General features: G+C 68.2%; 17 protein-coding genes. 7 read left to right on the top strand and 10 right to left on the bottom strand.

Features of this window, described 5'->3' with window-relative positions; all coding sequences use genetic code 11:
* Window position 1: 1 nt before the first annotated feature.
* Window positions 2–4378, bottom strand: a complete 4377-nt coding sequence (locus SNAS_RS05205) for a HAMP domain-containing protein (protein ID WP_013016334.1) — start codon at window positions 4376–4378, stop codon at window positions 2–4.
* Window positions 4379–4498: 120 nt separating this feature from the next.
* On the opposite strand from SNAS_RS05205, the gene SNAS_RS05200 reads away from it, so the two are divergent.
* Both SNAS_RS05200 and SNAS_RS05195 read left to right on the top strand, forming a co-directional pair.
* Window positions 4499–6562 carry a SpoIIE family protein phosphatase gene (locus SNAS_RS05200; RefSeq protein ID WP_052304915.1) on the top strand — a complete coding sequence of 688 codons (2064 nt, stop codon included), beginning with the start codon at window positions 4499–4501 and terminating at the stop codon, window positions 6560–6562.
* A 9-nt stretch (window positions 6563–6571) separates the two neighbouring features.
* On the top strand, window positions 6572–8644 hold the full coding sequence (locus SNAS_RS05195; protein WP_013016332.1) for a S9 family peptidase: 2073 nt from the start codon (window positions 6572–6574) through the stop codon (window positions 8642–8644).
* A 136-nt stretch (window positions 8645–8780) separates the two neighbouring features.
* Here SNAS_RS05195 and SNAS_RS05190 read toward each other — a convergent pair whose 3' ends face one another.
* Both SNAS_RS05190 and SNAS_RS05185 read right to left on the bottom strand, forming a co-directional pair.
* On the bottom strand, window positions 8781–10523 hold the full coding sequence (locus tag SNAS_RS05190) for a glycoside hydrolase family 35 protein (protein ID WP_013016331.1): 1743 nt from the start codon (window positions 10521–10523) through the stop codon (window positions 8781–8783).
* A 34-nt stretch (window positions 10524–10557) separates the two neighbouring features.
* Complete coding sequence (locus tag SNAS_RS05185) at window positions 10558–10884, bottom strand: hypothetical protein (protein WP_013016330.1); 327 nt, start codon at window positions 10882–10884, stop codon at window positions 10558–10560.
* A gap of 140 nt (window positions 10885–11024) precedes the next feature.
* Here SNAS_RS05185 and SNAS_RS05180 point away from each other — a divergent pair, with 140 nt between their 5' ends.
* Window positions 11025–11588 carry a DinB family protein gene (locus tag SNAS_RS05180; RefSeq protein WP_013016329.1) on the top strand — a complete coding sequence of 188 codons (564 nt, stop codon included), beginning with the start codon at window positions 11025–11027 and terminating at the stop codon, window positions 11586–11588.
* A gap of 45 nt (window positions 11589–11633) precedes the next feature.
* Here SNAS_RS05180 and SNAS_RS05175 read toward each other — a convergent pair whose 3' ends face one another.
* Entirely contained in the window at window positions 11634–12836 is a 1203-nt protein-coding gene (locus SNAS_RS05175; protein WP_169313853.1) for an MFS transporter, read from the bottom strand.
* 91 nt (window positions 12837–12927) lie between these two features.
* Between SNAS_RS05175 and SNAS_RS05170 the strand changes: the two genes are divergently transcribed.
* Together SNAS_RS05170 and SNAS_RS05165 are read left to right on the top strand one after the other, a co-directional pair.
* Window positions 12928–13446, top strand: coding sequence for a SigE family RNA polymerase sigma factor (locus tag SNAS_RS05170; protein ID WP_013016327.1), 519 nt, complete (start codon window positions 12928–12930; stop codon window positions 13444–13446).
* Window positions 13443–14414, top strand: a complete 972-nt coding sequence (locus tag SNAS_RS05165) for a hypothetical protein (protein WP_013016326.1) — start codon at window positions 13443–13445, stop codon at window positions 14412–14414. The genes SNAS_RS05170 and SNAS_RS05165 overlap by 4 nt, the downstream gene beginning before the upstream one ends.
* A gap of 65 nt (window positions 14415–14479) precedes the next feature.
* Here the strand turns inward: SNAS_RS05165 and SNAS_RS05160 are convergent, their stop codons facing one another.
* Genes SNAS_RS05160 through SNAS_RS05140 form a run of 5 tightly spaced genes read right to left on the bottom strand, consistent with a single transcriptional unit; the run spans window position 14480 to window position 19390 of the window.
* A complete protein-coding gene (locus SNAS_RS05160) occupies window positions 14480–15643 on the bottom strand; it encodes an ABC transporter ATP-binding protein (RefSeq protein WP_013016325.1) in 1164 nt (387 codons plus the stop codon).
* 5 nt (window positions 15644–15648) lie between these two features.
* The gene (locus SNAS_RS05155) at window positions 15649–16470 is read right to left on the bottom strand and encodes a carbohydrate ABC transporter permease (RefSeq protein ID WP_013016324.1); all 822 of its coding nucleotides are present in this window, start codon (window positions 16468–16470) and stop codon (window positions 15649–15651) included.
* Complete coding sequence (locus SNAS_RS05150) at window positions 16471–17349, bottom strand: carbohydrate ABC transporter permease (RefSeq protein ID WP_013016323.1); 879 nt, start codon at window positions 17347–17349, stop codon at window positions 16471–16473.
* Window positions 17346–18596 (bottom strand): ABC transporter substrate-binding protein, encoded by a 1251-nt coding sequence (locus tag SNAS_RS05145; protein WP_013016322.1) that lies wholly within the window; start codon window positions 18594–18596, stop codon window positions 17346–17348. Before SNAS_RS05145 ends, SNAS_RS05150 begins: the two co-directional genes overlap by 4 nt.
* Window positions 18597–18637: 41 nt before the next feature.
* Complete coding sequence (locus tag SNAS_RS05140) at window positions 18638–19390, bottom strand: sugar phosphate isomerase/epimerase family protein (RefSeq protein WP_013016321.1); 753 nt, start codon at window positions 19388–19390, stop codon at window positions 18638–18640.
* 20 nt (window positions 19391–19410) lie between these two features.
* Here SNAS_RS05140 and SNAS_RS05135 point away from each other — a divergent pair, with 20 nt between their 5' ends.
* Complete coding sequence (locus SNAS_RS05135) at window positions 19411–20418, top strand: LacI family DNA-binding transcriptional regulator (protein ID WP_013016320.1); 1008 nt, start codon at window positions 19411–19413, stop codon at window positions 20416–20418.
* 29 nt (window positions 20419–20447) lie between these two features.
* Window positions 20448–20819 carry a VOC family protein gene (locus tag SNAS_RS05130; protein ID WP_013016319.1) on the top strand — a complete coding sequence of 124 codons (372 nt, stop codon included), beginning with the start codon at window positions 20448–20450 and terminating at the stop codon, window positions 20817–20819.
* Window positions 20820–20944: 125 nt separating this feature from the next.
* Here SNAS_RS05130 and SNAS_RS05125 read toward each other — a convergent pair whose 3' ends face one another.
* Window positions 20945–22126: a S8 family peptidase gene (locus SNAS_RS05125; RefSeq protein WP_013016318.1), complete on the bottom strand. Its 1182-nt coding sequence runs from the start codon at window positions 22124–22126 to the stop codon at window positions 20945–20947.
* Window positions 22127–22131 lie beyond the last annotated feature (5 nt).

The following is a 22131-nucleotide window of genomic DNA, read 5'->3' as shown; positions in this document are numbered from 1 at the left end:
CCTACTCCTGTCCACCGCCATCGTTGTCCTCTGCATTATCCCCGCCGGTCACCCAGTACGCCATCAAGCCCAGCAGCTCATCCAGGTCCACGGGTTTGGTGATGTACGAGGAAGCACCGGCTTCCAGGCTCGCGTCCCGGTCGTTCTGCATCGCCCGGGCTGTGAGGAAGATGATGGGAAGATCCGCGAACCGCGGGATCCGGCGGATCGCCACCGTCGTCTCGTTACCGTCCATATCGGGCATCATCGCGTCCATCAGGACGATGTCGATGTCCTCGCGCTCGGTGAGCTTGGCGATGCCGTCGGCGCCGTTCTCCGCGTACACCACCGAGATCCCGTGCATCTCCAGGGCCGCGGTGAGCGCGAAGACGTTGCGGACGTCGTCGTCGACGATGAGCACCGTCGAGCCGTCCAGCGCCCGCACCGGACCGTCGTCCTTGATGGAGTCACTGGACAGGATCGGTCCCTCCGGATACGCGGAGGAGTCGGTGTCGGTGTGCTCGCTCGGCAGCGGCGTGTAGGTGGGAAGGCTGGGTTCCTTCGGGTTCAACGCGTCCGGGACGTACAGGGTGAAGGTGCTGCCCCGTCCGGGACTGGTGTCCACGACGATGGCGCCGCCCAGCAGGTCCGCGTAGGACTTGGAGATCGACAGTCCCAGGCCGGTGCCGCCGTACTTGCGGCTGGTGCCGCCGTCGGCCTGCTGGAACGGCTCGAAGATCATCTGCATCTTGTCGTCGGAGATGCCGATTCCGGTGTCGGCGACGGTGAAGTAGTACGAGGCGTCGGAACCGTCCAGACTGGAGATACCGAAGGAGTAGCTGGGGTCGGTGCGCCCCACCTTCAGCGTCACCGAACCGGAGTCGGTGAACTTCACCGCGTTGGACAGGAAGTTGCGCAGCACTTGTTGCAGCTTCTGCGAATCGGTGACGAACACGTCCGGCAGTCCGTCCTCCAGTTCCACGCTGAACTGGAGGTTCTTGTCCTCGGCCTGCGGACGGAACGTCGCCTCGGCCCGGCCGCACAGTTCGGTGAACGAGACCTCGTGCGGGTCGACGTCCATGCGACCGGCCTCGATCTTGGACAGGTCGAGGATGTCGTCGATGAGCGTCAACAGGTCGGACCCAGCACTGTGGATGGTGCGGGCGAAGTCGATCTGCTTCGGCGACAGGTTCTGCTCGGTGTTCTCGGCCAGCAGCCGCGCCAGCAACAGCAGCGAGTTGAGCGGCGTGCGCAGCTCGTGGCTGATGTTGGCCAGGAACTGGCTCTTGTAGCGCGACGCCTGCGCCAGCTGTTCGGCCTTCTCCTCCAGGCCGAGCCGGGCGTTCTCGACGTCGCGGTTCTTGATCTCGATCTCGCGGTTGCGGTTCTCCAGCTGCCGCGCCTGTTCCTCCAGCTCGTCGTTGGCGCGCTGGAGTTCGTTGGACTGCTGGGTCAGCTCGGTGGTCAGCCGTCGCGACTCGGTCAGCAGCACCTCGGTGCGGCCGTTGGCGACGATGTTGTTGAGCGCGGTGCCGATGTTGGCGACCAGGCTCTCCAGAAACGACACGTGCAGCGGCGAGAACGGCCGGAACGACGCGAACTCCATCACGCCCAGCTGCTGGCCCTCGAACTGCACCGGCATGATCACCAGGTCCACCGGGGTGGCCTCGCCGAGCCCGGAGCGGATGGTCAGGTAGCCGTCGGGGATGTCGGAGATGCGGATCGGGCGCCGGGACGCGGCGGCCTGTCCGACCAGGCCCTCGCCGGGCGCGTACACGACCTCGCGCTCCGGCGGGATGTAGCCGTAGTATCCCTTCAGGACGAACCGTTCGATGCCGTCGTCGCGCATCTCCTTGGTGAAGAAGGTGCCGGTCTGGGCGTCCACAAGGGGCGTCACCTCGGTCATGATCATCCGGCAGACCTCGGTGAGGTCGCGCTGCCCCTGCAACAGACCCGAGACCCGGGCCAGGTTGGAGTTCAGCCAGTCCTGGTCGGCGTTCTTGGCGGTGGTCTCGCGCAGCGCCACGATCATCTCGTTGATGGACTCACGCAGTTCGGCGACCTCACCGGCGGCCTCGACGTCCACCGACTGGGTCAGGTCGCCCCGGGCCACCGACTCGGCGACCGAGGCGATGGACCGCAGCTGGTTGGTCAGGGTCGCGGCCAGCGAGTTCACGTTGTTGGTCAGCGCCCGCCAGGTTCCCGACACGTCGTCGACCTGTGCCTGGCCGCCGAGCTTGCCCTCCGAGCCCACCTCGCGGGCGACTCGGGTGACCTCGTCGGCGAAGGACGACAGCTGGTCGACCATGGTGTTGACGGTCGTCTTCACGTCCAGGATCTCGCCCTCGGCGTCGACCGTGATCTTCTGGGTGAGGTCGCCGTCGGCGACGGCCTTGGTGACGGTGGCGATGTTGCGGACCTGCTCGGTCAGGTTGGACGCCATCTGGTTGACGTTGTCGGTCAGTTCCTTCCAGATGCCGGAGACACCGCGCACCCGGGCCTGGCCACCCAGGCGGCCCTCGGTGCCCACTTCACGGGCCACACGCGTGACCTCGTCCGCGAACGAGGACAGCTGGTCGACCATCGTGTTCACGGTGGTCTTCAGTTGCAGCATCTCGCCCTGCGCGTCGACGGTGATCTTCTGCGACAGGTCACCGGCCTGCACGGCGGTGGCGACCGTGGCGATGTTGCGGACCTGCTCGGTCAGGTTCGAGGCCATCTGGTTGACGTTGTCGGTCAGTTCCTTCCACACGCCCGAGATGTCCCGGACGTTGGCCTGACCGGCGAGCTTGCCGTCGGTACCGACTTCGCGGGCCACCCGCGTCACCTCGTCGGCGAAGCGGGACAGCTGCTCCACCATGGTGTTGAGGACCTGCTTGAGCTCCAGCATCTCGCCCGACGCGTCCACGGTGATCTTCTGCGACAGGTCGCCCGCCTGCACCGCCGTGGCGACGGTGGAGATGTTGCGGACCTGCTCGGTCAGGTTGAAGGCCATGAGGTTCACGTTGTCGGTGAGGTCCTTCCAGACCCCGGACACACCGCGCACGTTGGCCTGGCCGCCCAGGCGGCCCTGGGTCCCGACCTCACGCGCGACCCGGTTGACCTCGTCGGCGAACCGCGACAGCTGGTCGACCATCGTGTTGATGGTGTCCTTCAACGCCGCGACCTCGCCCTGCGCGTCGACCGTGATCTTCTGCGACAGGTCACCGGCCTGCACGGCCTTGGTGACGGTCGCGATGCCGCGCACCTGGTCGGTGAGGTTGCGGGCCAGCTGGTTGACGTTCTCGGTGAGCTGCCGCCAGGTTCCGGCGACCCCGTACACCTGCGCCTGACCGCCGAGCCGGCCCTCGGTGCCGACCTCGCGGGCGACTCGCGTCACCTCGTCGGCGAAGGACGACAGCTGGTCGACCATCGTGTTGACGGTGTTCTTCAGCTCCAGGATCTCGCCCTGCGCCGTCACGGTGATCTTCTGGGTCAGGTCACCCGAGGCCACCGCCGTGGCCACCGTGGAAATTCCTCGCACCTGTTCGGTCAGGTTGAAGGCCATGCCGTTGACGTTGTCGGTCAGGTCCTTCCAGGTGCCCGCGACACCGGGCACGTCGGCCTGGCCGCCCAGCTTCCCGTCGGTGCCCACCTCGCGGGCCACCCGGGTCACCTCACCGGCGAAGACCTGGAGCGTGTTGGTCAGCGAATTGACGGTCTCGGCGAGTTCGGCGACCTCGCCCTTGGCGTCCACGTCCACCGTCTGGCTCAGGTCACCGGCGGCGATGGCGGTGGTGACCGACGCGATCGAACGCACCTGGTTGGTCAGGTTGGAGGCCATCGTGTTGACCGAGTCGGTCAGCTGCCGCCACCGGCCCGAGACCCCCTCCACCTGCGCCTGGCCGCCGAGTTTGCCGTCGGTGCCGACCTCGCGGGCGACGCGGGTGACCTCGTCGGCGAACGCCGCCAACAGCTCGACCATCGTGTTGACGGTCTCGGCGATGGAGCGGAACTCGCCGCGCAGCGGCCGTCCCTCGATCTCCAGCTGGGCGCGCTGCTTCAGGTCGCCGGCGGCCACCGCGTTGAGCACCCGCGCGATCTCCGAGGTCGGGCGCACCACGTCGTCGACGAGCCGGTTGACCGCCTCGGCACCCTCGCGCCAAGACCCGTCCAGGCGTTCGGCGTCCAGTCGTTCGGTGAGGCGGCCCTCGCGGCCGACCACCCGGCTGATCAGCTGCAACTCCCGGGTACGGCGGTCGGAACGCTCGGCGACCGCGTTGAAGCGGTCGGCGACCTCCCCGGCCAGACCGTCACCCCGTGGCAGCCTCACCGTGAAATCACCGATCTCCATGCGACCCAGGGCTTCGGCCAGGATCTCCAGGAAATCGTGATCGGAGACGGCTCGGGTGGATGTCATCGACTACCTCACTTCGTTCTCGGGCTCGCGTCGCGCTCGGCCGGTGGAGTGCCGGGCGCCCAGGGGTCCATACGCAGACCCTAGAGCTCGACGGGTTTCGGTGGTACCCCGCGCAAGGGCGTGGTGGCGGTGAGAGAGACTCCTGTGGTGTCTGTACGCGCACACAGGCAACTTCGCCTTCCTGCCAGCCACCGGTCGCCAGCGGCGGCTCGCGCGGTGGTGCGCGAGGTGCTCGCCGAAGTCGGCCTCACCGACCTCATGGACGAGGCCCTGCTACTCACCACCGAGTTGGCCACCAACGGTGTCATTCATGCCGGGACCGATCTCGACGTCAACGTCGCGGCGGATGACCGCGGGGTCACCGTAACCGTAACCGACTTCCGGTCCGGTCCGATAGGTCCCGCCACGCCGGTTCCGCCCGACGAGGGCGCCGAGCACGGTCGCGGCCTGCTGCTGGTCGACCAGTTCGCCTCCTCGTGGGGCATCAGCCACGATCCCGACGGCAAGGGCGTCTGGTTCCGGCTGGAGGTGCCCTCCACCGCGGCCCGGGCCCTGACCGGCGAGAAACGCGGCGACGCGCCCGCCGTGGTCACCGAGGTGCCCGAGGACGACGTCGCGGCCATCGCCCGCACCGCCGAGCGGGTCTCGTGGCTGATCCACATCGGAGACGAACTGCGGACCAAGCTGACCCTGCCGCAGCTGATCTCGGAGATGCTGCTGCGGCTGTGCGAGGTGATCGGGGCGCCCGGCGGCGTGGTCTACCTCGACACCGCCGACGGCTCCGGCCCGGCCGTGGTCGCCAAACACGGCAACATCACCTCCGGCGACACCATGGTCTCGGTCGCGCTTCCGGTGCACCGGCCCTATTCCGGACGGGTCGAGCTGTTCCCCGACTCCGACCCGCCTCCATACTGGACTTCACTGGCGGCGCTGTCGGCCGACCGGATGGCGCTGGCCATCGAGACCGACCGGGTCACCGGCTCCGACCGCCGCCGTCGCGGCTGGCTGACCTTCCTGGCCGAGGCCGGGGAACTGCTGGCGCAGTCGCTGGACGTCAACCTCACCCTGGCGCTGGTACCGCAGATCATGGTCCCCCGGCTGGGCGAGTGGTGCGCCGTCCACACCGTCGACGAGTGGGGCAACACCGAACTGGCCGCCGCCGTCCACGCCTCGGAGTCCTCGCTGCCGAGGCTGCGGCAACGCCTGGCCGAGCCCGAACTGGCGGCCCGGATCCGCGGCGTCGACGTGCACGCGGGCGCGGTGCCGCTGCCGCCGCCCGCCGAGGGCGTCGTCATCCCGCTGGTCGCGCGCGGCACCGTCCTGGGCGTGCTGGCGGTGGGCCGTCCCGTCGGTCGCACCCACTCCCGCGACGACATCACGATCCTGGAGGACGCGGCCCGCCGCGCCGCCCTGGCCATCGACAACGCCCGCATCCACTCCGAACGCGCCGAGATCGCCCGCGACTTCCAGCAGTCGCTGCTGCCCTCGGCGCTGCCGAAGGCCAAGGGCCTGGCCTTCGCCGCCGAGTACATCCCGGCCGCCACCGGCACCGAGGTCGACGGCGACTTCTACGACGTCCTGGAACTGGAGGGCGGCGGCTACTTCGTGTCCATCGGCGACGTGTGCGGCAAGGGCGCCCGGGCCGGAGCCGTCACCGGGCTGGTGCGCGACGTCCTGCGGGTCATGACCCGCGACCACCGGCCGCTGCCGCGCACCCTGGAACTGCTCAACCAGACGCTGCTGGAACAGTCCACAGAGGGCCGATACGCGACCCTGGCCACCGCGACGGTGACCCGAGACGACGCCAACCTCGACATCGAGCTGGTCCTGTCCGGACACGAACGCCCGCTGCTGTTGCACCGCGAGGGCAAGTGCGAGTACGTCGGCGCGCTGGGCACCGCCGTCGGGCTGCTGCCCAAGCTCGCGGTCAATCCGGTCAAGTGCACGCTGCTGCCCGGCGACGCCCTGGTGTTCTACACCGACGGCGTCACCGAACGCCGCGACGGCTCCAAGCTGTTCGGCCACGCCAACATCTGCCGGTCCCTGCGTCCGCTGGCCGGATACCCGGCCAATGTCATCGCCGCCAAGCTGCGCAGCGCCGTCATCAACTACTCCGATGAGGACCCCCGCGACGACATGGCCGTCCTGGTACTGGCAAACGAGGCGCCGCTGTCCGGCGGTTAGCATTCACGAATGCAGACACCACCGACAGCCAAGCGGATCGATTCCACACGCGAGCACCACGGCGACACCGTCAACGACCCGTACGCGTGGCTGAAGGACCCGCAGGACCCCGAGACCGTCGCGTACCTGGAGGCGGAGAACGCCTACACCCAGGAACGGACCGAACACCTGGCGGGACTGCGGGAACGACTGTTCACCGAGATCAAGGACCGCACCAAGGAGACCGACCTGTCGGTGCCGACCCGCAAGGACGGCTGGTGGTACTACTCCCGCACCGAGGAGGGCAAGCAGTACCGCATCCACTGCCGGGTCGCCGCCAACGGTGACACCCCGCCGGAACTGCCGCAGGACTCCTCGGCGCTGCCGGGCGAACAGGTGCTCCTGGACGGCAACGCGCTGGCCGAGGGGCACGACTTCTTCTCCATCGGCGTCTTCGACATCTCCTGCGACGGCAATCTGCTGGCCTACGCGACCGACTACGCGGGCAACGAGCGGTTCACGTTGCGGTTCAAGGACCTCACCACCGGCGAGGATCTGTCCGATGTGGTCGAGGGCGTGTTCTACGGCGGTGCCTGGGCCGCGTCGGGAGACTACTTCTTCTACACGACCGTCGACGACGCGTGGCGCCCCCACAAGGTGTGGCGGCACCAGCTGGGTTCCGGCGAGGACGGCGTCCTGGTCTACGAGGAGACCGACGAGCGCTTCGGCACCGGCATCGAACTGTCGCGCTCGCAGGAGTACCTGTTCTGCGAGTCGCACTCCAAGGTGACCTCGGAGATCCGGTTCCTGCGCGCCGACGACCCGACCGGCGAGTTCCAGGTCATGGGCCCGGGGCGGCGGCAGGGCGTCGAGGTCAGCGCCGACCACCAGGGCGACCGGTTCGTGGTGCTGCACAACCACGGCGCCGAGAACTTCACCCTCGGCTGGACCCCGGTCGCCGACACCTCCCAGTTCAACGTGCTGCTGGAGCACCGCGCCGACACCCGGCTGGAGTCGGTGTCGGCCTTCGCCGACCACCTCGTGGTGGGGCTGCGCCGCGACGGCCTGTCGGGGCTGCGGATCCTGCCCACCGACGGCGAGGCCCGCGACGTCGCCTTCGACGAACCGATCTACAGTGTCCACCCGGACTCCAACCCGGAGTACGACACGTCGATGCTGCGACTGTCCTATCAGTCCATGGTGACCCCGGAATCGGTGTACGACTACGACACCGCCACCGGCGAGCTGCACCTGCGCAAGCGCAAGGACGTGTTGGGCGACTACTCCCCCGACGACTACGTCCAGCACCGCGACTGGGCCACGGCCGCCGACGGCACCCGGGTCCCGATCTCGATCGTCCACCGCAAGGGTGTCGAACGCGACGGCAACGCCCCGTGCCTGCTGTACGGCTACGGCAGCTACGAGCACTCGATCGACCCGTACTTCTCGATCGCCCGGCTGTCGCTGGTCGACCGGGGCGTGGTGTTCGCGCTGGCGCACGTGCGCGGCGGCGGCGAGATGGGCCGCGCCTGGTACGACAACGGCAAGATGCTGTCCAAGAAGAACTCGTTCACCGACTTCGTGGACTGCGCCGAACACCTGGTCGAGGCCAAGTGGTCGGCTCCCGACCGGCTGGTGGCCCGGGGCGGTTCGGCGGGCGGCCTGCTCATGGGCGCGATGCTGAACCTGGCGCCGCACCGGTTCGCGGGGGTGTGCGCCGAGGTCCCGTTCGTCGACGCCCTCAACACGATCCTCGACCCGACGATGCCGCTGACGGTCATCGAGTGGGACGAGTGGGGCGACCCGCTGCACAACGCGGACGTCTACGAGTACATGAAGTCGTACTCGCCCTACGAGAACATCGCGAACACCGAGTACCCGCCGATCCTGGCGGTCACGAGCCTCAACGACACCCGGGTCGGCTTCCACGAGCCCGCCAAGTGGATCGCCCGGCTGCGCCACGAGGCCAAGGGCGGGCCGTTCCTGCTCAAGACCGAGATGGAGGCGGGCCACGGCGGCCGCAGCGGCCGCTACGACGCCTGGAAGGAAGAGGCGTTCAGCCTGGCCTGGATGCTGGACCAGATGGGGCTGGCCAAGGCGTAGCAGCACCCGACCGCGGCCCGGCGCGGCGCCTTCGGGCGCCCGCACCGGGCCGCGGTCTTTGTCGGGAAGCTCGCGGCGCCTCGGCCCGCTGCGGCTGGATCGCGACGGCTGCGCCGCGCGATCCGGCCGCGTTCGCTTATTCGGGGCGCCAGCCGCCCGGCTCGCCGAGCGTGGGCCGGTCCCGGACCTCGATCGTGTTCGCGTCGCCGGGATGCAGTTCCAGGACGACGATCTCGTTGTCGCCCGCGTTGAGCAGCGGCCACGGCAGATACAGCGTCTCCTGTGGACCGATGTTCCAGTAGCGCCCGAGGCAGAAGCCGTTGACCCACACGTAGCCCTTGGTCCAGCCGGGCAGGGCCACGAAGCCGTCAGCCGGCTCGGGCACCGTCAGCCGCCCCCGGTAGAAGGCGGGGCCCTCGGCCTCGGCTTCGCGGCCCCACGGCAGGTTCGCGATGTCGTCCAGGCCGATCGGGTAGGCCGTCCAGCCGTGCAGGAACTGCCGGTTGTGGTTGACGCCTTCGGTGAGGCCCTTGGGTTCGCCGACGTGGCGGCCGAAGTTGACCCGTCCCATCGACTCCACCAGCAGGTCCAGCTGGACGCCGTCGGGGCCGGTGGCCAGGTCGAGGGAGTTGTCGTCGTTGCGCCACCAGGTGGCCGCCTCGTGTCCGTCCACGAAGACCTGCGCCCGGTCGGCCAGTCCCTCAGCGGTCAGCGGCTGGGTGTCGCGGGGTCCGTTGAGGTGGTGCCGGTACAGGACCAGGCCGTTGTCGAGCCCCAGTTCCTCGAAGGTGGACGGGATCGGCGTGGTGACGCCGTTCTCGTAGTCGATGGTGGACAGCAGCGGCAGCCGTTCGGTCAGCTCCACCGTCGCCGGGGCCAGGATCGGTGCCGGGGCGGGGATGTCGTCGGGAACCGGCAGGTACTTCGCGATCACCTCGCGCATCGCGTGGTACTTCGGCGTGGCCGCGCCGCTCTCGCTGATGGGCGCGTCGTAGTCGTAGGAGGTGATGGTCGGCTGGAAACCGTCCTCCTGGTTGGCCCCGGCCCAGGTGCCGAAGTTGGTGCCGCCGTGGGCCATGTACAGGTTCACCGAGGCGCCCGAGGCCAGCATCGCGTCGAGGGTGGCCGCGGCGTCGGCCGCGTCGCGGACGTGGTGCCGCTCGCCCCAGTGGTCGAACCAGCCGTTCCAGTACTCCATGCACCACTTGGCCTCGCCGGGCCGGTGCTGCTCCAGTTCGGCGAACGCCTCGGCGGGCCGGGAACCGAAGTTGGCGGTGGCCAGCGCCCCCTCGATGGTGCCCCCGACCAGGTACCACTTCGCCGGTCCGTCCGACGTGAACAGCGGGACGGTGATGCCGTGCTTCGTCAGCGTGTCGGCCAGGTGCCGCAGGTACACCGGGTCGCTGCCGTAGGAGCCGTACTCGTTCTCGATCTGGACCGCGATGACATTGCCGCCCCGGTCGACCTGGTGGGCGGCGATCTTGGGGACCAGGACCGAATACCACTCGTCGACGGCGGTGAGGAACCGCGGCTCGCTGCACCGCAACGGGGCGTGCCGGTCGTTGGCGCGCAACCACACCGGCAGGCCGCCGTTCTCCCACTCGGCACAGATATAAGGCCCCGGACGCACGATCGCCGCCAGCCCCGCCTCGGCCGCGTCGGTCAGGAACCGCTCCAGGTCGGCGATCCCGGAGAAGTCGAACTCGCCGCGCCGCCGCTCGTGCAGGTTCCACGGCACGTAGGTCTCCACGCAGGTGGCGCCCAGCGCCCGCAGCATCCGCAGCCGGTGCGGCCACTGCTGGGGCAGCACCCGGGCGTAGTGGACGGCTCCGGACACGACGATGCGGTCGGCCCGCAGAAAGTCATCAGTTCCCAACATAAGCCGACACTCTAGTGCGTGTTGCTTTGTTCGGCTACTTGCCGTCCGTGCCTGAGATCTCGTCGAACTTGCCGTCCCCGTCGATGTCCTTCTCGATGACGTCGGCGACGCCGTCACCGTCCAGGTCGGTTTCCAGGGTGTCGATCTTGCCGTCCCCGTCGGTGTCCAGCGCCTTGGTGCGGAAGCGGTAGCTGCCGTCCAGGTCGGCGTAGATGTCGCCCTCGGGGGTCACCATGGCGTCCCATTTCCCGTCCCGGTCCCAGTCCAGGTAGGTGGTGTCGCCGATCTTGGTGGCCTCGTCGGGAACCCCGTCCCCGTTGAGGTCGTAGGTCTTGTCCTTGTCGGTCTCGTTGTCCGTCATGAATCGCTCCTCGTCAATTTCCTGTCAAGAAGGACCCTAACCGGCCGAGAATGATTCCCATTGAGGGCGGTACTTGTCCGCAATGCCTGCGAAGCTTCTGTTGTCAGGGAAGACAAGCCATAACGAAAAGGACCAAGACGATGACCAGCAGCGTTCCTCCCACCGTCGACGAGCGTGACAACCTGATCAAGTACGTCGCCCAGCAGCGCGACACCTTCCGCTACGTGGCCCACGGGCTCACCGACGAGCAGGCCCGCATGCAGCCCACCGCCGGAACCCTGAGCATCGGCGGGCTGATCAAACACATCGCCCAGATGGAACGCAGCTGGGTGGCGACGGTGACCCAGACCGAGTACCAGGTCGACTACGTCAACGGCTTCACCATGCTGGCCGACGAGACCCTGGAGGGGCTGCTGGCCGACCTGGCCAAGGCGGGCGAGGAGACCGAGCGGGCGCTGGCCGACCTCGACATGGACCACCCGGTGCCGGTTCCCGACGCGCCCTGGTTCCCCAAGGACGTCGAGAACTGGTCGGTGCGCTGGGTGCTGGCGCACCTGATCGAGGAGATCGCCCGGCACGCGGGTCACGCGGACATCATCCGGGAGTTCATCGACGGCAAGACCATGTACGAACTGCAGGCCATGGCCGACGGCTGGCACGAGCAGTACCTGGCGATGCAGAACAACTGGGGCGGCGACGAGTAGTCGAGCGAGCCGGGGCACGCCGCGTCCGGCGGCGGCCCCGCGCCGTCACGGCGCCGCGGCTGCCTTCTCCTTGTCGGACGCGCCGCGCAGCGCCCCGATGCCCAGGGGCGCGACCAGTCCCGCGAACACGGCCAGCACCGCCACGACCCAGATCGCCGCCGACAGCCCCATCAGCTCCCCCAGGCCGCCGATGACGGCCGGTCCCAGCAGCCAGCCGGTGTAGCCGCCGGTCGACACCGTCGCGATGCCCGGCCCGTCCCCGGCCGAGGAGAACGCCACCGGCACGATCACCGCGATGCCCAGGCCCAGAATGAAAAGCCCCGCGATGAACGAGGCCTGGCCGAGCCCACTGTCCCCGGCCAGCTGCGAGACCACCAGGCCCACCGCCATCCCGCCGCCACCGGTCAGGGCCGCCACGGCGACGCTGCGGGACCGTCCGAACCGGCCGACAAGCCTGTCCCCGGCCAGCCGTCCGATCAGCATCGCCACCGAGAACACCGCGTAGGCCCAGCCCGCGACCATCGGTGAGGCGCCGCGTTCCTGGGACAGGAACACCGCGCTCCAGTCGGCGACCGCGCCCTCGGCCAGCAGCCCCGCGAAGGCCACCATGGACAGCAGCACCAGGCCGCGCTCGAACCTCCACTTGCGACCCTTCGCGTGGGCTTCGGGTGGCGCGTCGGGGATGAAGGAGGTGAAGAACGGCAGCGCCGCCAGCAGCGCGATCATGCCCACCGCGAACAGCTGCGTCGTGAACAGGTCTTCGTCCACGGCGGCCACCCAGCCGCCGATCCCGGCCCCGGCGGCCGCCGCCAGACTCCAGGCGGCGTGGAAGGACCCCATGATGGACTTGCCCATCGCCTTCTCGACCGTGGCGCCCTGGGCGTTCATGGCCACGTCGAAGGACCCCACCAGCGCCCCGGCCCACAGCAGCGCCAGCGACAGACCCCACGTGGTCCCGGCCCCGACGCCGATCGCGGTGATGCCCAGCGCGTAGACCACCAGGGTGACCCTGGTGACCGCGGCGGAGCCCCAGCGGGCACAGGCGGCGCCGGTCAGCGACATCGCGACGATCGCGCCCAACGGCGGCGCCAGCAGCACCAGGCCGAGCGTGCCCTCCGACAACCGCAGGTCGTCCTTGATGGCGGGGATGTGGGGCAGCCAGGACGAGAAGACGAGTCCGTGCACGATGAACGCGGCCGTGACCGCCATGCGGGCGCGGCTCAAGCGCGCGGGCGTGTGGGTCGACATCCAAGGAGTTTGAAGCATTTCGGTTCCCCGATGCAACCCGAACGGGGTCCCAGCACATTGTTGATGGTGACAGCTGGAGAAAAGAGTGCCCATGGCTTCCCAAGCCGAGATCGAGTACCGGGACTTCGTGACGTCCAACCTCGACCGACTCTGCCGCTTCGCGTACCTCATCTGCCATGACTGGCAGCGCGCCGAGGACGCGGTGCAGAAGTCGCTGACGAAGTTGTACCTGCACTGGAACCGGATCCGCTCCTCCTCCCCGCACGCCTATGTTCGCCGCATCATCGTGAACACGCTGTACGAGGAGCGGCGCCGGTTCTGGTTCAAACGCGAACACTCCAGGGACGAGCTGCCCGACGTGGTCCAACCCGACCACGCCGAGTCCTCGGCCTCGAAACTGGCCATGTTGGAGTCATTGGCGCGACTGCCCAAGCGGCAGCGTCTGGTTGTCGTCCTCCGGTTCTGGGAGGACCTGTCGGTGGAGCAGACCGCGGAGATCATGAACTGCTCCACCGGAACCGTCAAGAGTCAGACCGCGCGTGGACTGCAGACGCTGCGCGGCCTGCTCGGTAAACCCATTCCGACGCAGGTCGAAGGAGCACAACCGTGAGCAACGAGATCAAGGAGATCATCGACACCGAGCTGCCACCGGGTACGGCGCCGGTGAAGCTGGACGTCGAGGCGGTCATGCGCGGCAACAGGAACGCGCGGATGAAGCGGCGGCTGGTGGGCGGCGGCGCGGCGGTCGCGTCCATCGTGGCCGTCGTGGCGTTGGTGCTGTCGGTGATGACGCTGGCACCCGAGGACCGGAATTCGGACGACTCCACGATCACCGCCGACGATCCGGTGATCGACCCGGACGAGAACTACTTCTGGTGGGGACCCGAATCCGAGAAGGCCACCGACGCGTCGAAGGCGTACACCGAGGCGTTCTGGAAGTACGTCGCGAAAGAGCACCCGGAGGTCTCCCTCACGGTGAGCGGCGAGAACGCCGAGGAGGAATCCGTCACGAAGGACTTCGCCGACTACTCGTTCCTGCTCGCCGCCGACTTCGCCCTGTACGAGGGCGAGGAGTGGGACATGCCGCAGGCCGCCTCCGGGAAGCCGGTACGGGAGCGGACCGTCCTGACCCTCTTCGAGGACTTCGCCCCGGACAAGGGCGGCTCGAACGGCTGGAGCAGCTGCTGCGGCGGCACCCTGCGGTTCCGCGACGGTGATGACGAGAAGGACAAGGTCGACAACTTCGACATCCAGGTCTACCCGAAGGGGTCCTTCACCAAGGGCACCGAGGACGCCATGGATCCGGCCTTCCTCGGTGAGGACGTCACCCACGACATCGAAACGGTCACCGGCCCCGACGGTGAGGACATCCAGTACGTCGCGGGCAGTACCCCCGACGACGTCGACGGCACCGTCCACACCTTCGAACGCTCCGCGATCGTGTACCGCGCCGACGGCTCGGCCGTCGCGGTGCGGGCCATGTCGAACACCGACCGGGGCGGCAACGTCAGCGACAACCTGAGTTTCGAGGACCTGCAGGGAATGGCGCTGGCAATGCCCGACGACCCCATCGACTGACATCCCTCCCCAACGAAAGCCGGGGCCGCGCGACGCGGCCCCGGCTTTCCCATGTCATCGGCACCTCAGCCGTGCCCGATGCGCCGTCCATTGTGGGGATCGAACAGCAACGTGTCGCGCGGATCGAAACTGACCCGCAGGTTCTGGCCCTCCCGGGCGGTGGAGCGGGCGTCGATCTGGCACACGACCTGGGCCGAACCGAAACGGTCCTTGGCGCCCATCAGTTTCGCGATCTCGACCAGTTCCGGCGAGTCGGCGGGCCGCTCCAGGTTGAAGTACACCAGTTTGGACGAACCCAGCGACTCCACGATGTCCACCGTGTCGTCGAAGTGGAACCGGCCCTCACCGCCGGTGTAGGAGTCGTCCTCGAACGCCTCGGGCCGCAGCCCGACGATGACGTCGCGACCGGCGTTGTTGTCGCTGAGGTCGGAGCGGGCCGCGTCGGTCAACGGCAGTTGTCCGATCGCGGTGGCGACCTTGCCGTCGCTGATGCTGCCGGGCAGGAAGTTCATGGTCGGGGAACCGATGAACCCGGCCACGAACAGGTTCGACGGACGTTCGTACAGGTCGGCGGGGGACCCGATCTGCTGGGCGATGCCGTCGCGCAGCACCACGATCCGGTCCCCGAGCGTCATGGCCTCGGTCTGGTCGTGGGTGACGTACACGGTCGTGGTGGCCAGCGACTTCTGCAACCGGGAGATGGAGGTGCGCATCTGCGCGCGCAGTTTCGCGTCCAGGTTGGACAGCGGTTCGTCCATGAGGAACGCCTGCGGTGAGCGGACGATGGCCCGTCCCATCGCGACGCGCTGCCGCTGCCCGCCGGACAGCTCGCCGGGGCGACGGTCCAGGAAACCGCCCAGTTCCAGCATCTCGGCGGCCTTGTCGACCTTCTCGGCGATCTGGTTCTTCGGCAGCTTCGCGATCGCCAGCGGGAACGCGATGTTCTCCCGCACCGACATGTGGGGGTACAGGGCGTAAGACTGGAACACCATCGCGATGTTGCGGTCCTGGGGTGCGCGTTCGTTCATGCGCTCGCCGCCGATGCGCAGCTCGCCGCTCGTGATGTCCTCCAGGCCCGCGATCATGTTCAGCACCGTCGACTTGCCGCAACCCGACGGCCCCACCAGGATCAGGAACTCCTCGTCGGCGATGGTGAGGCTCAGTTCGCGGATCACGTCGGTGCCCCCGCGATAGCGCTTGGCGATCTTGTCGAGGACGATCTCGGCCACGAGTTCTACCCTTTCACCGCGCCGGCGGTCAGGCCGCTGACGATGCGTCGTTGGAAAATCAGAACGAAGATCACGATGGGAATCGTGACGATCACCGCTGCCGCGGAGACCGAACCGGTGGGGTCCTCGAACTGGGAGGCACCGGTGAAGAACGAGATCGCGGCCGGGGCGGTCCGGGCGCGTTCGGTGGAGGTCAGCGAGATCGCGAACAGGAAGTCGTTCCAGCTCTGGATGAAAGCCAGCACCGCGGCGGTGACGACGCCCGGTGTCGCCAGCGGCACGATCACCTTGCGGAACGCCTGGAAACCCGAGGCACCGTCCATTTTGGCGGCCTTCTCCAGTTCCCAGGGGATCTCCCGGAAGAACGTCGACATCGTGTAGATCGTCAGCGGCAGCGCGAAGGTCACGTACGGCAGGATCAGCCCCGGCCAGGTGTTGAACAGGCCCAGGTTGCGTTCGATGTTGAACAGCGGCGTCACCAGCGACACCTGCGGGAACATCGCGACCAAGAGCGCGGCGCCCAGCATGATGTTGCGGCCCGGGAACTCCAGCCGGGCGATGGCGTAGGCGGCGAAGGTGCCCAGAAGGATCGCGACGAACGTCGAGATCAACGCGATCCCGATCGAGTTGACCAGCGGTTGCAGGAACCCGCCGTCGGTGAAGACGTTGACGTAGTTGTCGAAGGTCCACTTACTGGGGAGGAAACCGCCGTCGGCGATCGTCGAGGGGTCCTTCAGCGACAGACTGGTCAGCCAGGCCACCGGGATCAACGCGAACGCGATGACGACGAGGTCCAGCACCGTCCACTGCGCTTTCTTGGCGAACATCTAGCGTCCCCCCTGGCCCGGCGTACCGGTCTTGAGCACTGTGACGAAGAAGAACGCGATGATCGCGACCGTGATGAAGATCAGCACCGACATGGTGGAGCCGATGCCGAGGTTGAGCCCGCTGACCAGGTTGCGGTAGGTCAGGATCGACACCGAACCGGTGCTCTGCGAACCCTTGGTGAGGACGTAGATGTTGTCGTAGATGCGAAACGCGTCCAGGATCCGAAACAGCAGCGCCACCGCGATGGCCGGGCGCATCAGCGGCAGCGTGATCCTGACGAACCGCTGCCAGCGTCCGGCGCCGTCCATGGCCGCGGCCCGGTGCAGTTCCTCCGGGACGATCGCCAGTCCCGCCAGCAGCAGCAGCGCCATGAACGGGGTCGTCTTCCACACCTCGGCCAGGATGATGATGCCGATCGCGGGCCAGAACTCGGTCAGCGGCGCCTCGCCGTCGGGCAGCATCGCCGCCAGCCAGCCGGTGCCGGGCGTCCAGGCGTAGAACCAGCCGAAGGCCGCCACGACCGTGACGATTCCATAGGGGATCAACACGACGGTGCGCAGCAGCCCCTTGGCGACCAGGGTGCGGTACATGACCTGGGCCAGGGCCATGCCCAGCACCAGTTCGAAGGCCACCGACACCACGGTGATGATCATCGTGACCCCGAACGAGGTCCACCAGAACTCGTTGGTCAGGACGGTGGCGTAGTTGGAGAACCCGACCCACGCCTGATCGTCGGGGAACCGCAGGTCGTAGCGCTTGAACGACAGGATGACCGAGTACAGGATCGGCCAGCCCGCCACCAGCAGCATGAAGGCCGCCGCCGGGGCGCACAGCCACAGGCCCAGCCGCCGCTCCGCGGCCTTGACGTCCGTGGTCACGGCAGCACTCCTTCGGAGTTGAGGGCCTTGACGAGCTGTTCGCGCAGTTTGCGTTCGGTCTCCACCGGTTGGATCGAGGACGGCGGCGACAGGTACTTCGACGTCACCGTGGACACGTTCTGGTACACCGGGGTGACCGGACGCGGCACCGCGGTTTCCAGCGCCTTGAGGATCTCGCCCCGCATCGGGTAAGCCTTGGCCATGCCCTTGGCGTCGTACACCGACTCGATCGTGGGCGGCAGTCCGTCCAGTACCGCCGACATGCGCTGGGATTCCTTGTCGCGCAGGCACAGCGCCGCGTCGAAGGCCTCGGAGCGGTTGGTGGAGTACTTGCTGATGGCGAAGTTGGAGCCGCCCAGCGGCGCGTTGCCGGGCCCGTCGATGCCCGGATACGGCGCCCACCTGAAGTCCTTCGCGAAGTCCTTGCCGCTGGCCTGCATGGCCGCGTACACGAACGGCCAGTTCAGTTCCGCGAATCCCGAGCCGCTCTCCACCGCCAGCCGGGCGGTGTCCTCCTGGGTGTTGGACAGCGACGGGTCGGCGGCGTCCGACCGGGCGAAGGTCCGCATCGTCTTGAGCGCCTTCACGGCCGGTTCGCCCAGTTCCACCTTGTCGCCGTCGGCGTTGAGGATGCTGCCGCCCGCGGCGGCCACCATCGAGTTGAACCACACCACCAGGCCCTCGTACTGGGCGCCGGTGACCTCCAGGTAGTGCGCCTTGTCCTCCTGCTTCAGCTTCTTGGCGACGCCGATCAGCTGCTCCCAGGTCTGCGCCGGTTCGGGCATCAGGTCGGAGCGGTACCACAGCAGCTGCACGTTCGTGTTGGACGGCGCGGCGTACATCCGGTCCTCGAACATGGCGGTCTTCAACGGCGCCTTGGCGACCCCGGCCTTGGCCTGGGCCGCGTGCTCGCCCTTCCACGGCAGGATCCACTTGGCGCTGGCCATCTCGGCGGTCCAGGTGATGTCGATGCCCAGCACGTCCATGCCGGTGTCCTCGGCGGCCAGCCGCCGCACCATCTGCTCGCGCTGCCCGTCGGCGTCGCGCGGCAGGGTGTTGAGGACGATCTTGTAGTCACCGTCGGCGAGCCGGTTGCAGCGTTCGACGATCTTGGACAGGTTCTGTTGCGGGGCATTGTAGAGGTTGACGACCCGCGCGCTGGCCTCGCTGCCGCAGCCCCCCAGCAGCCCGGCCGCGGTGACGCAGGCCAGCGCGGCACACCACAATCGACGCGTCGGATTCAACACATCGTGGACAGTAACGCCAAGTAACGGCGTTGTCGGGTATTTCAGCCAGAAGCCTTGGCGAGTCGCACCGCCGCGGCCAGCGACTCCTCGAAGGGGTCGGCGTCGGCGCGCCACTTGGCCTCGTGTTCGAAGATCACCGGCACCTCGATGCCCGCGGCGGCCACGGCCTCCAGCGCCTCGCGCAGCGGCAGCACCCCGGTGCCGGGCGCCAGCGGACGGCGGTCCTCGGCGGAGGGCACGTCCTTGATCTGGAGTTCGGCGAGGTAGGGCCCCAGGGCGGCAAGGGAATTGGCGACGGTCTCTCCGGCGCGCCAGGTGTGCAGGACGTCCCACACGGCCTTGACGGCCTCGGTCTCGGCCAGCAGTTGGGCGATCTGGGCGCCGCGCAGGTACTCGTCGTGGGTCTCCACGGTCAGCACCACGCCGGTTCCCGCGGCCAGTTCCTCGGCCCGGTGCAGCCGTTCGGTGCCGGTCTCGACGGCCACGTCGCCGGGGAACAGCCGCAGGGCGGGCGCGCCGAGGTCGACGGCCAGCGCGATGTGCTCGTCCAGGGGCCGCAGCATGTCCGGATCGGACAGTTTGACGTAGGTCGCCAGCGCCCCGAATCCCACTCCGGCCGTGGCGAAGGCGGCCACCACGTCCGCGCGGCCCGCACCCGACAGTCCGGTGTTGACCGGTTCGTCGGGGGCGCAGCGCAGCTGTACCAGGTCGGCGCCGTGTCGACGCGCCATCGCCAGCACGGTGTCGACGTCCAGGCCCGGGCAACCGAGAGTGGAGAAACCAAACGAACGCATCAGGCCATAGTATTGGCGCCGTGGATCACACCCGCCCCACCACTCTTGCCGACGTCGCCAAACGTGCCGGAGTCTCCGTGGCGACGGCCTCACGCGTGCTCAACGGCTCGCCGCACAAGGTCTCCGCCGGTCTGGCCGCCAAGGTGCGCGCCATCGCCGACGAACTGCGCTACGCCCCCAACGCGCAGGCACAGGGCTTGGCGCGCAGCACTTCCCGCGTGGTCGCGTTGCTGCTGCACGACATCACCGACCCGTATTTCGGGCAGATCGCGCAGGGCGTCCTTGCCGAGGCCGCCGAACGCGACGTGTGCGTCGTCATCGCCGAGACCGGCATCGACCCCGACAACGAACGCGACCAGCTGGCCTCGCTGGGAAGCCTGCGGCCCCGAGCGGCCATCATGGTCGGCTCCCGCACCACCGAGACCGACGCCGAGCAGCGGCTGTCGCGGGCCCTGGAGGACTTGCGCGCCATCGGAACCGCCGTGGTCAACGTCGGACAGCCGTCGCTGCCGGGCTCGTGCGTGCACCCGCTCAACCGCGAGGGCGCGAAGGAACTGGCCACCCACCTGGCCGGGCTGGGACACCGGCGGTTCGCGCTGGTCACCGGACCGGCCAGTCTGCGGGTGGTCGCCGAACGCCGCGAGGGTTTCGTCGACGGCCTGCCGGTCGAGGCCGGGGTGGAGATCATCGACGCCCCGTTCAGCCGCGACGGCGGCCACGACGCCGGGATGCGGTTCGCGGCCATGTCGAACCGGGCCAGCGCCGTCTTCGTCACCAGTGACGTGATGGCCTCGGGCTTCTACGCGGCGCTGCGGGAGTCCGGGCTGTCCATCCCCGAGGACGTCTCGGTGGCGGGCTTCGACGACGTCCCGGTGGCCGCCGACCTGTACCCGGCGCTGACCACGGTGCGGCTGCCGCTGTCGGGCATGGGCGCGCAGGCGCTGCGGCTGGCGCTGGACGGCGAGGAGGAGCAGACCGTCACGATCGAACCCGAGCTGATCCCCCGGGCCAGCACCGCCCGGGCGTGAGTGCGGCGGGGCCGACTTACGATGACCGGATGCTGAGGTTCACCGATTTCATCATCGACTGCCCCGACCCCATGAAACTGGGCGGTTTCTACGCGGAGCTTCTGGGCCTGGAACTCGCCGACGACAGCACCGACGCGTGGGCGAACATCCACTGTGATGGGTTCACGCTCGCGTTCCAGAGGGTCGAGAACTACCAGCGTCCCAAGTGGCCCAGTCAGGAGCACCCGCAGCAGTTCCACATCGACTTCGAAGTGGACGAGTTCGAGCCCGAGCAGCGTCGGGCGATCAAGCTGGGCGCCACGTTGCAGAAGAACAACATCGGCGAGTCGGGTTACGGCTGGCAGGTCTACATCGACCCGGCCGGGCACCCGTTCTGCCTGTGCCGCAACCGTCCCGAGTGAAAAACGGACGACTGCCCGCCTAACGACGGACCGCCCCGGCTCCGTAAAACGGAGCCGGGGCGGCGGGCGGTTGGAAAAATCAACCGTTGAGCCCGTGTCGTCCTATCCCTGCAGGCTCTACTTTCTTATCCTTGCAGGAACTGCGTGTTCAGCAGCAGGTTCGGCGAACCCTCGCCCGGGTTCTGCACGACGTCCTTCAGCGCGTTCTCGGTCAGCGCCTTGGCGACATCGGCGGGAGCCGCACCCGGGTTGGCACCCACGTACAGCGCCGCGGCGCCCGCGACGTGCGGGGACGCCATCGAGGTGCCGGACATGGTCGCCTCACCACCGCCGGGAGCAGCGGACACGATGTCCACGCCGGGGGCGTAGACGTCAACGCACTTGCCGAAGTTGGAGAAGTCGGCCTGAGCGTCGGTGTTGTCCGTGGCTCCAGCGGTGATGGCCTCCGGCACGCGAGCCGGGGACACGCCGCAGGCATCGGAGGATTCGTTGCCCGCCGCCACCGCGTAGGTGACACCAGACTCAATGGACTTGGTGGTGGCGTCGTCGAGGACCTGGTCCTCCGGACCACCGAGGCTCATGTTGGCCACGGAGTTCTCGGCGTGGTTCTCGGTCACCCAGTCGATGCCGCCGGCGACCTGCTCGGTGGTGCCCGAGCCCTGGTCGTCGAGGACGCGGACGCCGACGATGGTGGCCTTCTTGGCCAGACCGAACTCGGTGCCCGCGATGGTGCCGGTCACGTGGGTGCCGTGACCGTGGCCGTCAGCCGGGTCGGTGTCGCCGTCGACGGCGTCGAAGCCCTCGGCGGTGCGACCCTCGAAGTCCGGGTGGTCGTAGGCCACACCGGTGTCGATGGTGTAGGACGTGACGCCCTCACCGGCCGAGTCCGGGTAGTTGTACTTGCTGTCGCCCTCGGCGGCTTCCTGGTCGACCCGGTCCTGTCCCCAGGACGGGGGGTTGTCCTGGGTGCCCGAGACCGTGTGCTTCAGGTTGGCCTGGACGTACTTCACGTCCGAGTCACCCGCGAGCTCCTTGGCCTCTTCTTCCGAAGCCGAGACCGAAACGGCGTTGATGGAGTCGAAGGTCTTGCGGACCTTGGCTCCGACGTCGGACGCCATGCTCTTGCCGTCGGACATCTTGACGCCGTCTTCATAGGCGACGATGTACTGACCGGAGACCGCGTTCTTGCTGTCGGCTCCGATGATCTTGGCGTCGGCGTGTGCCGGGGATACACCGACCACCAAGGCTGCCGCGGCAGCCGCTACGCCGATGGCGAGAGCGGCTCCCGTCGTCTTGTTGAGCTTCATCCGTT

It is taken from the genome of Stackebrandtia nassauensis DSM 44728 (assembly GCF_000024545.1).
Classification (GTDB): Bacteria; Actinomycetota; Actinomycetes; order Mycobacteriales; family Micromonosporaceae; genus Stackebrandtia; species Stackebrandtia nassauensis.
Note: the sequence above shows the minus strand (reverse complement) of the source record. Positions and strands in the feature narration are given on the sequence as shown.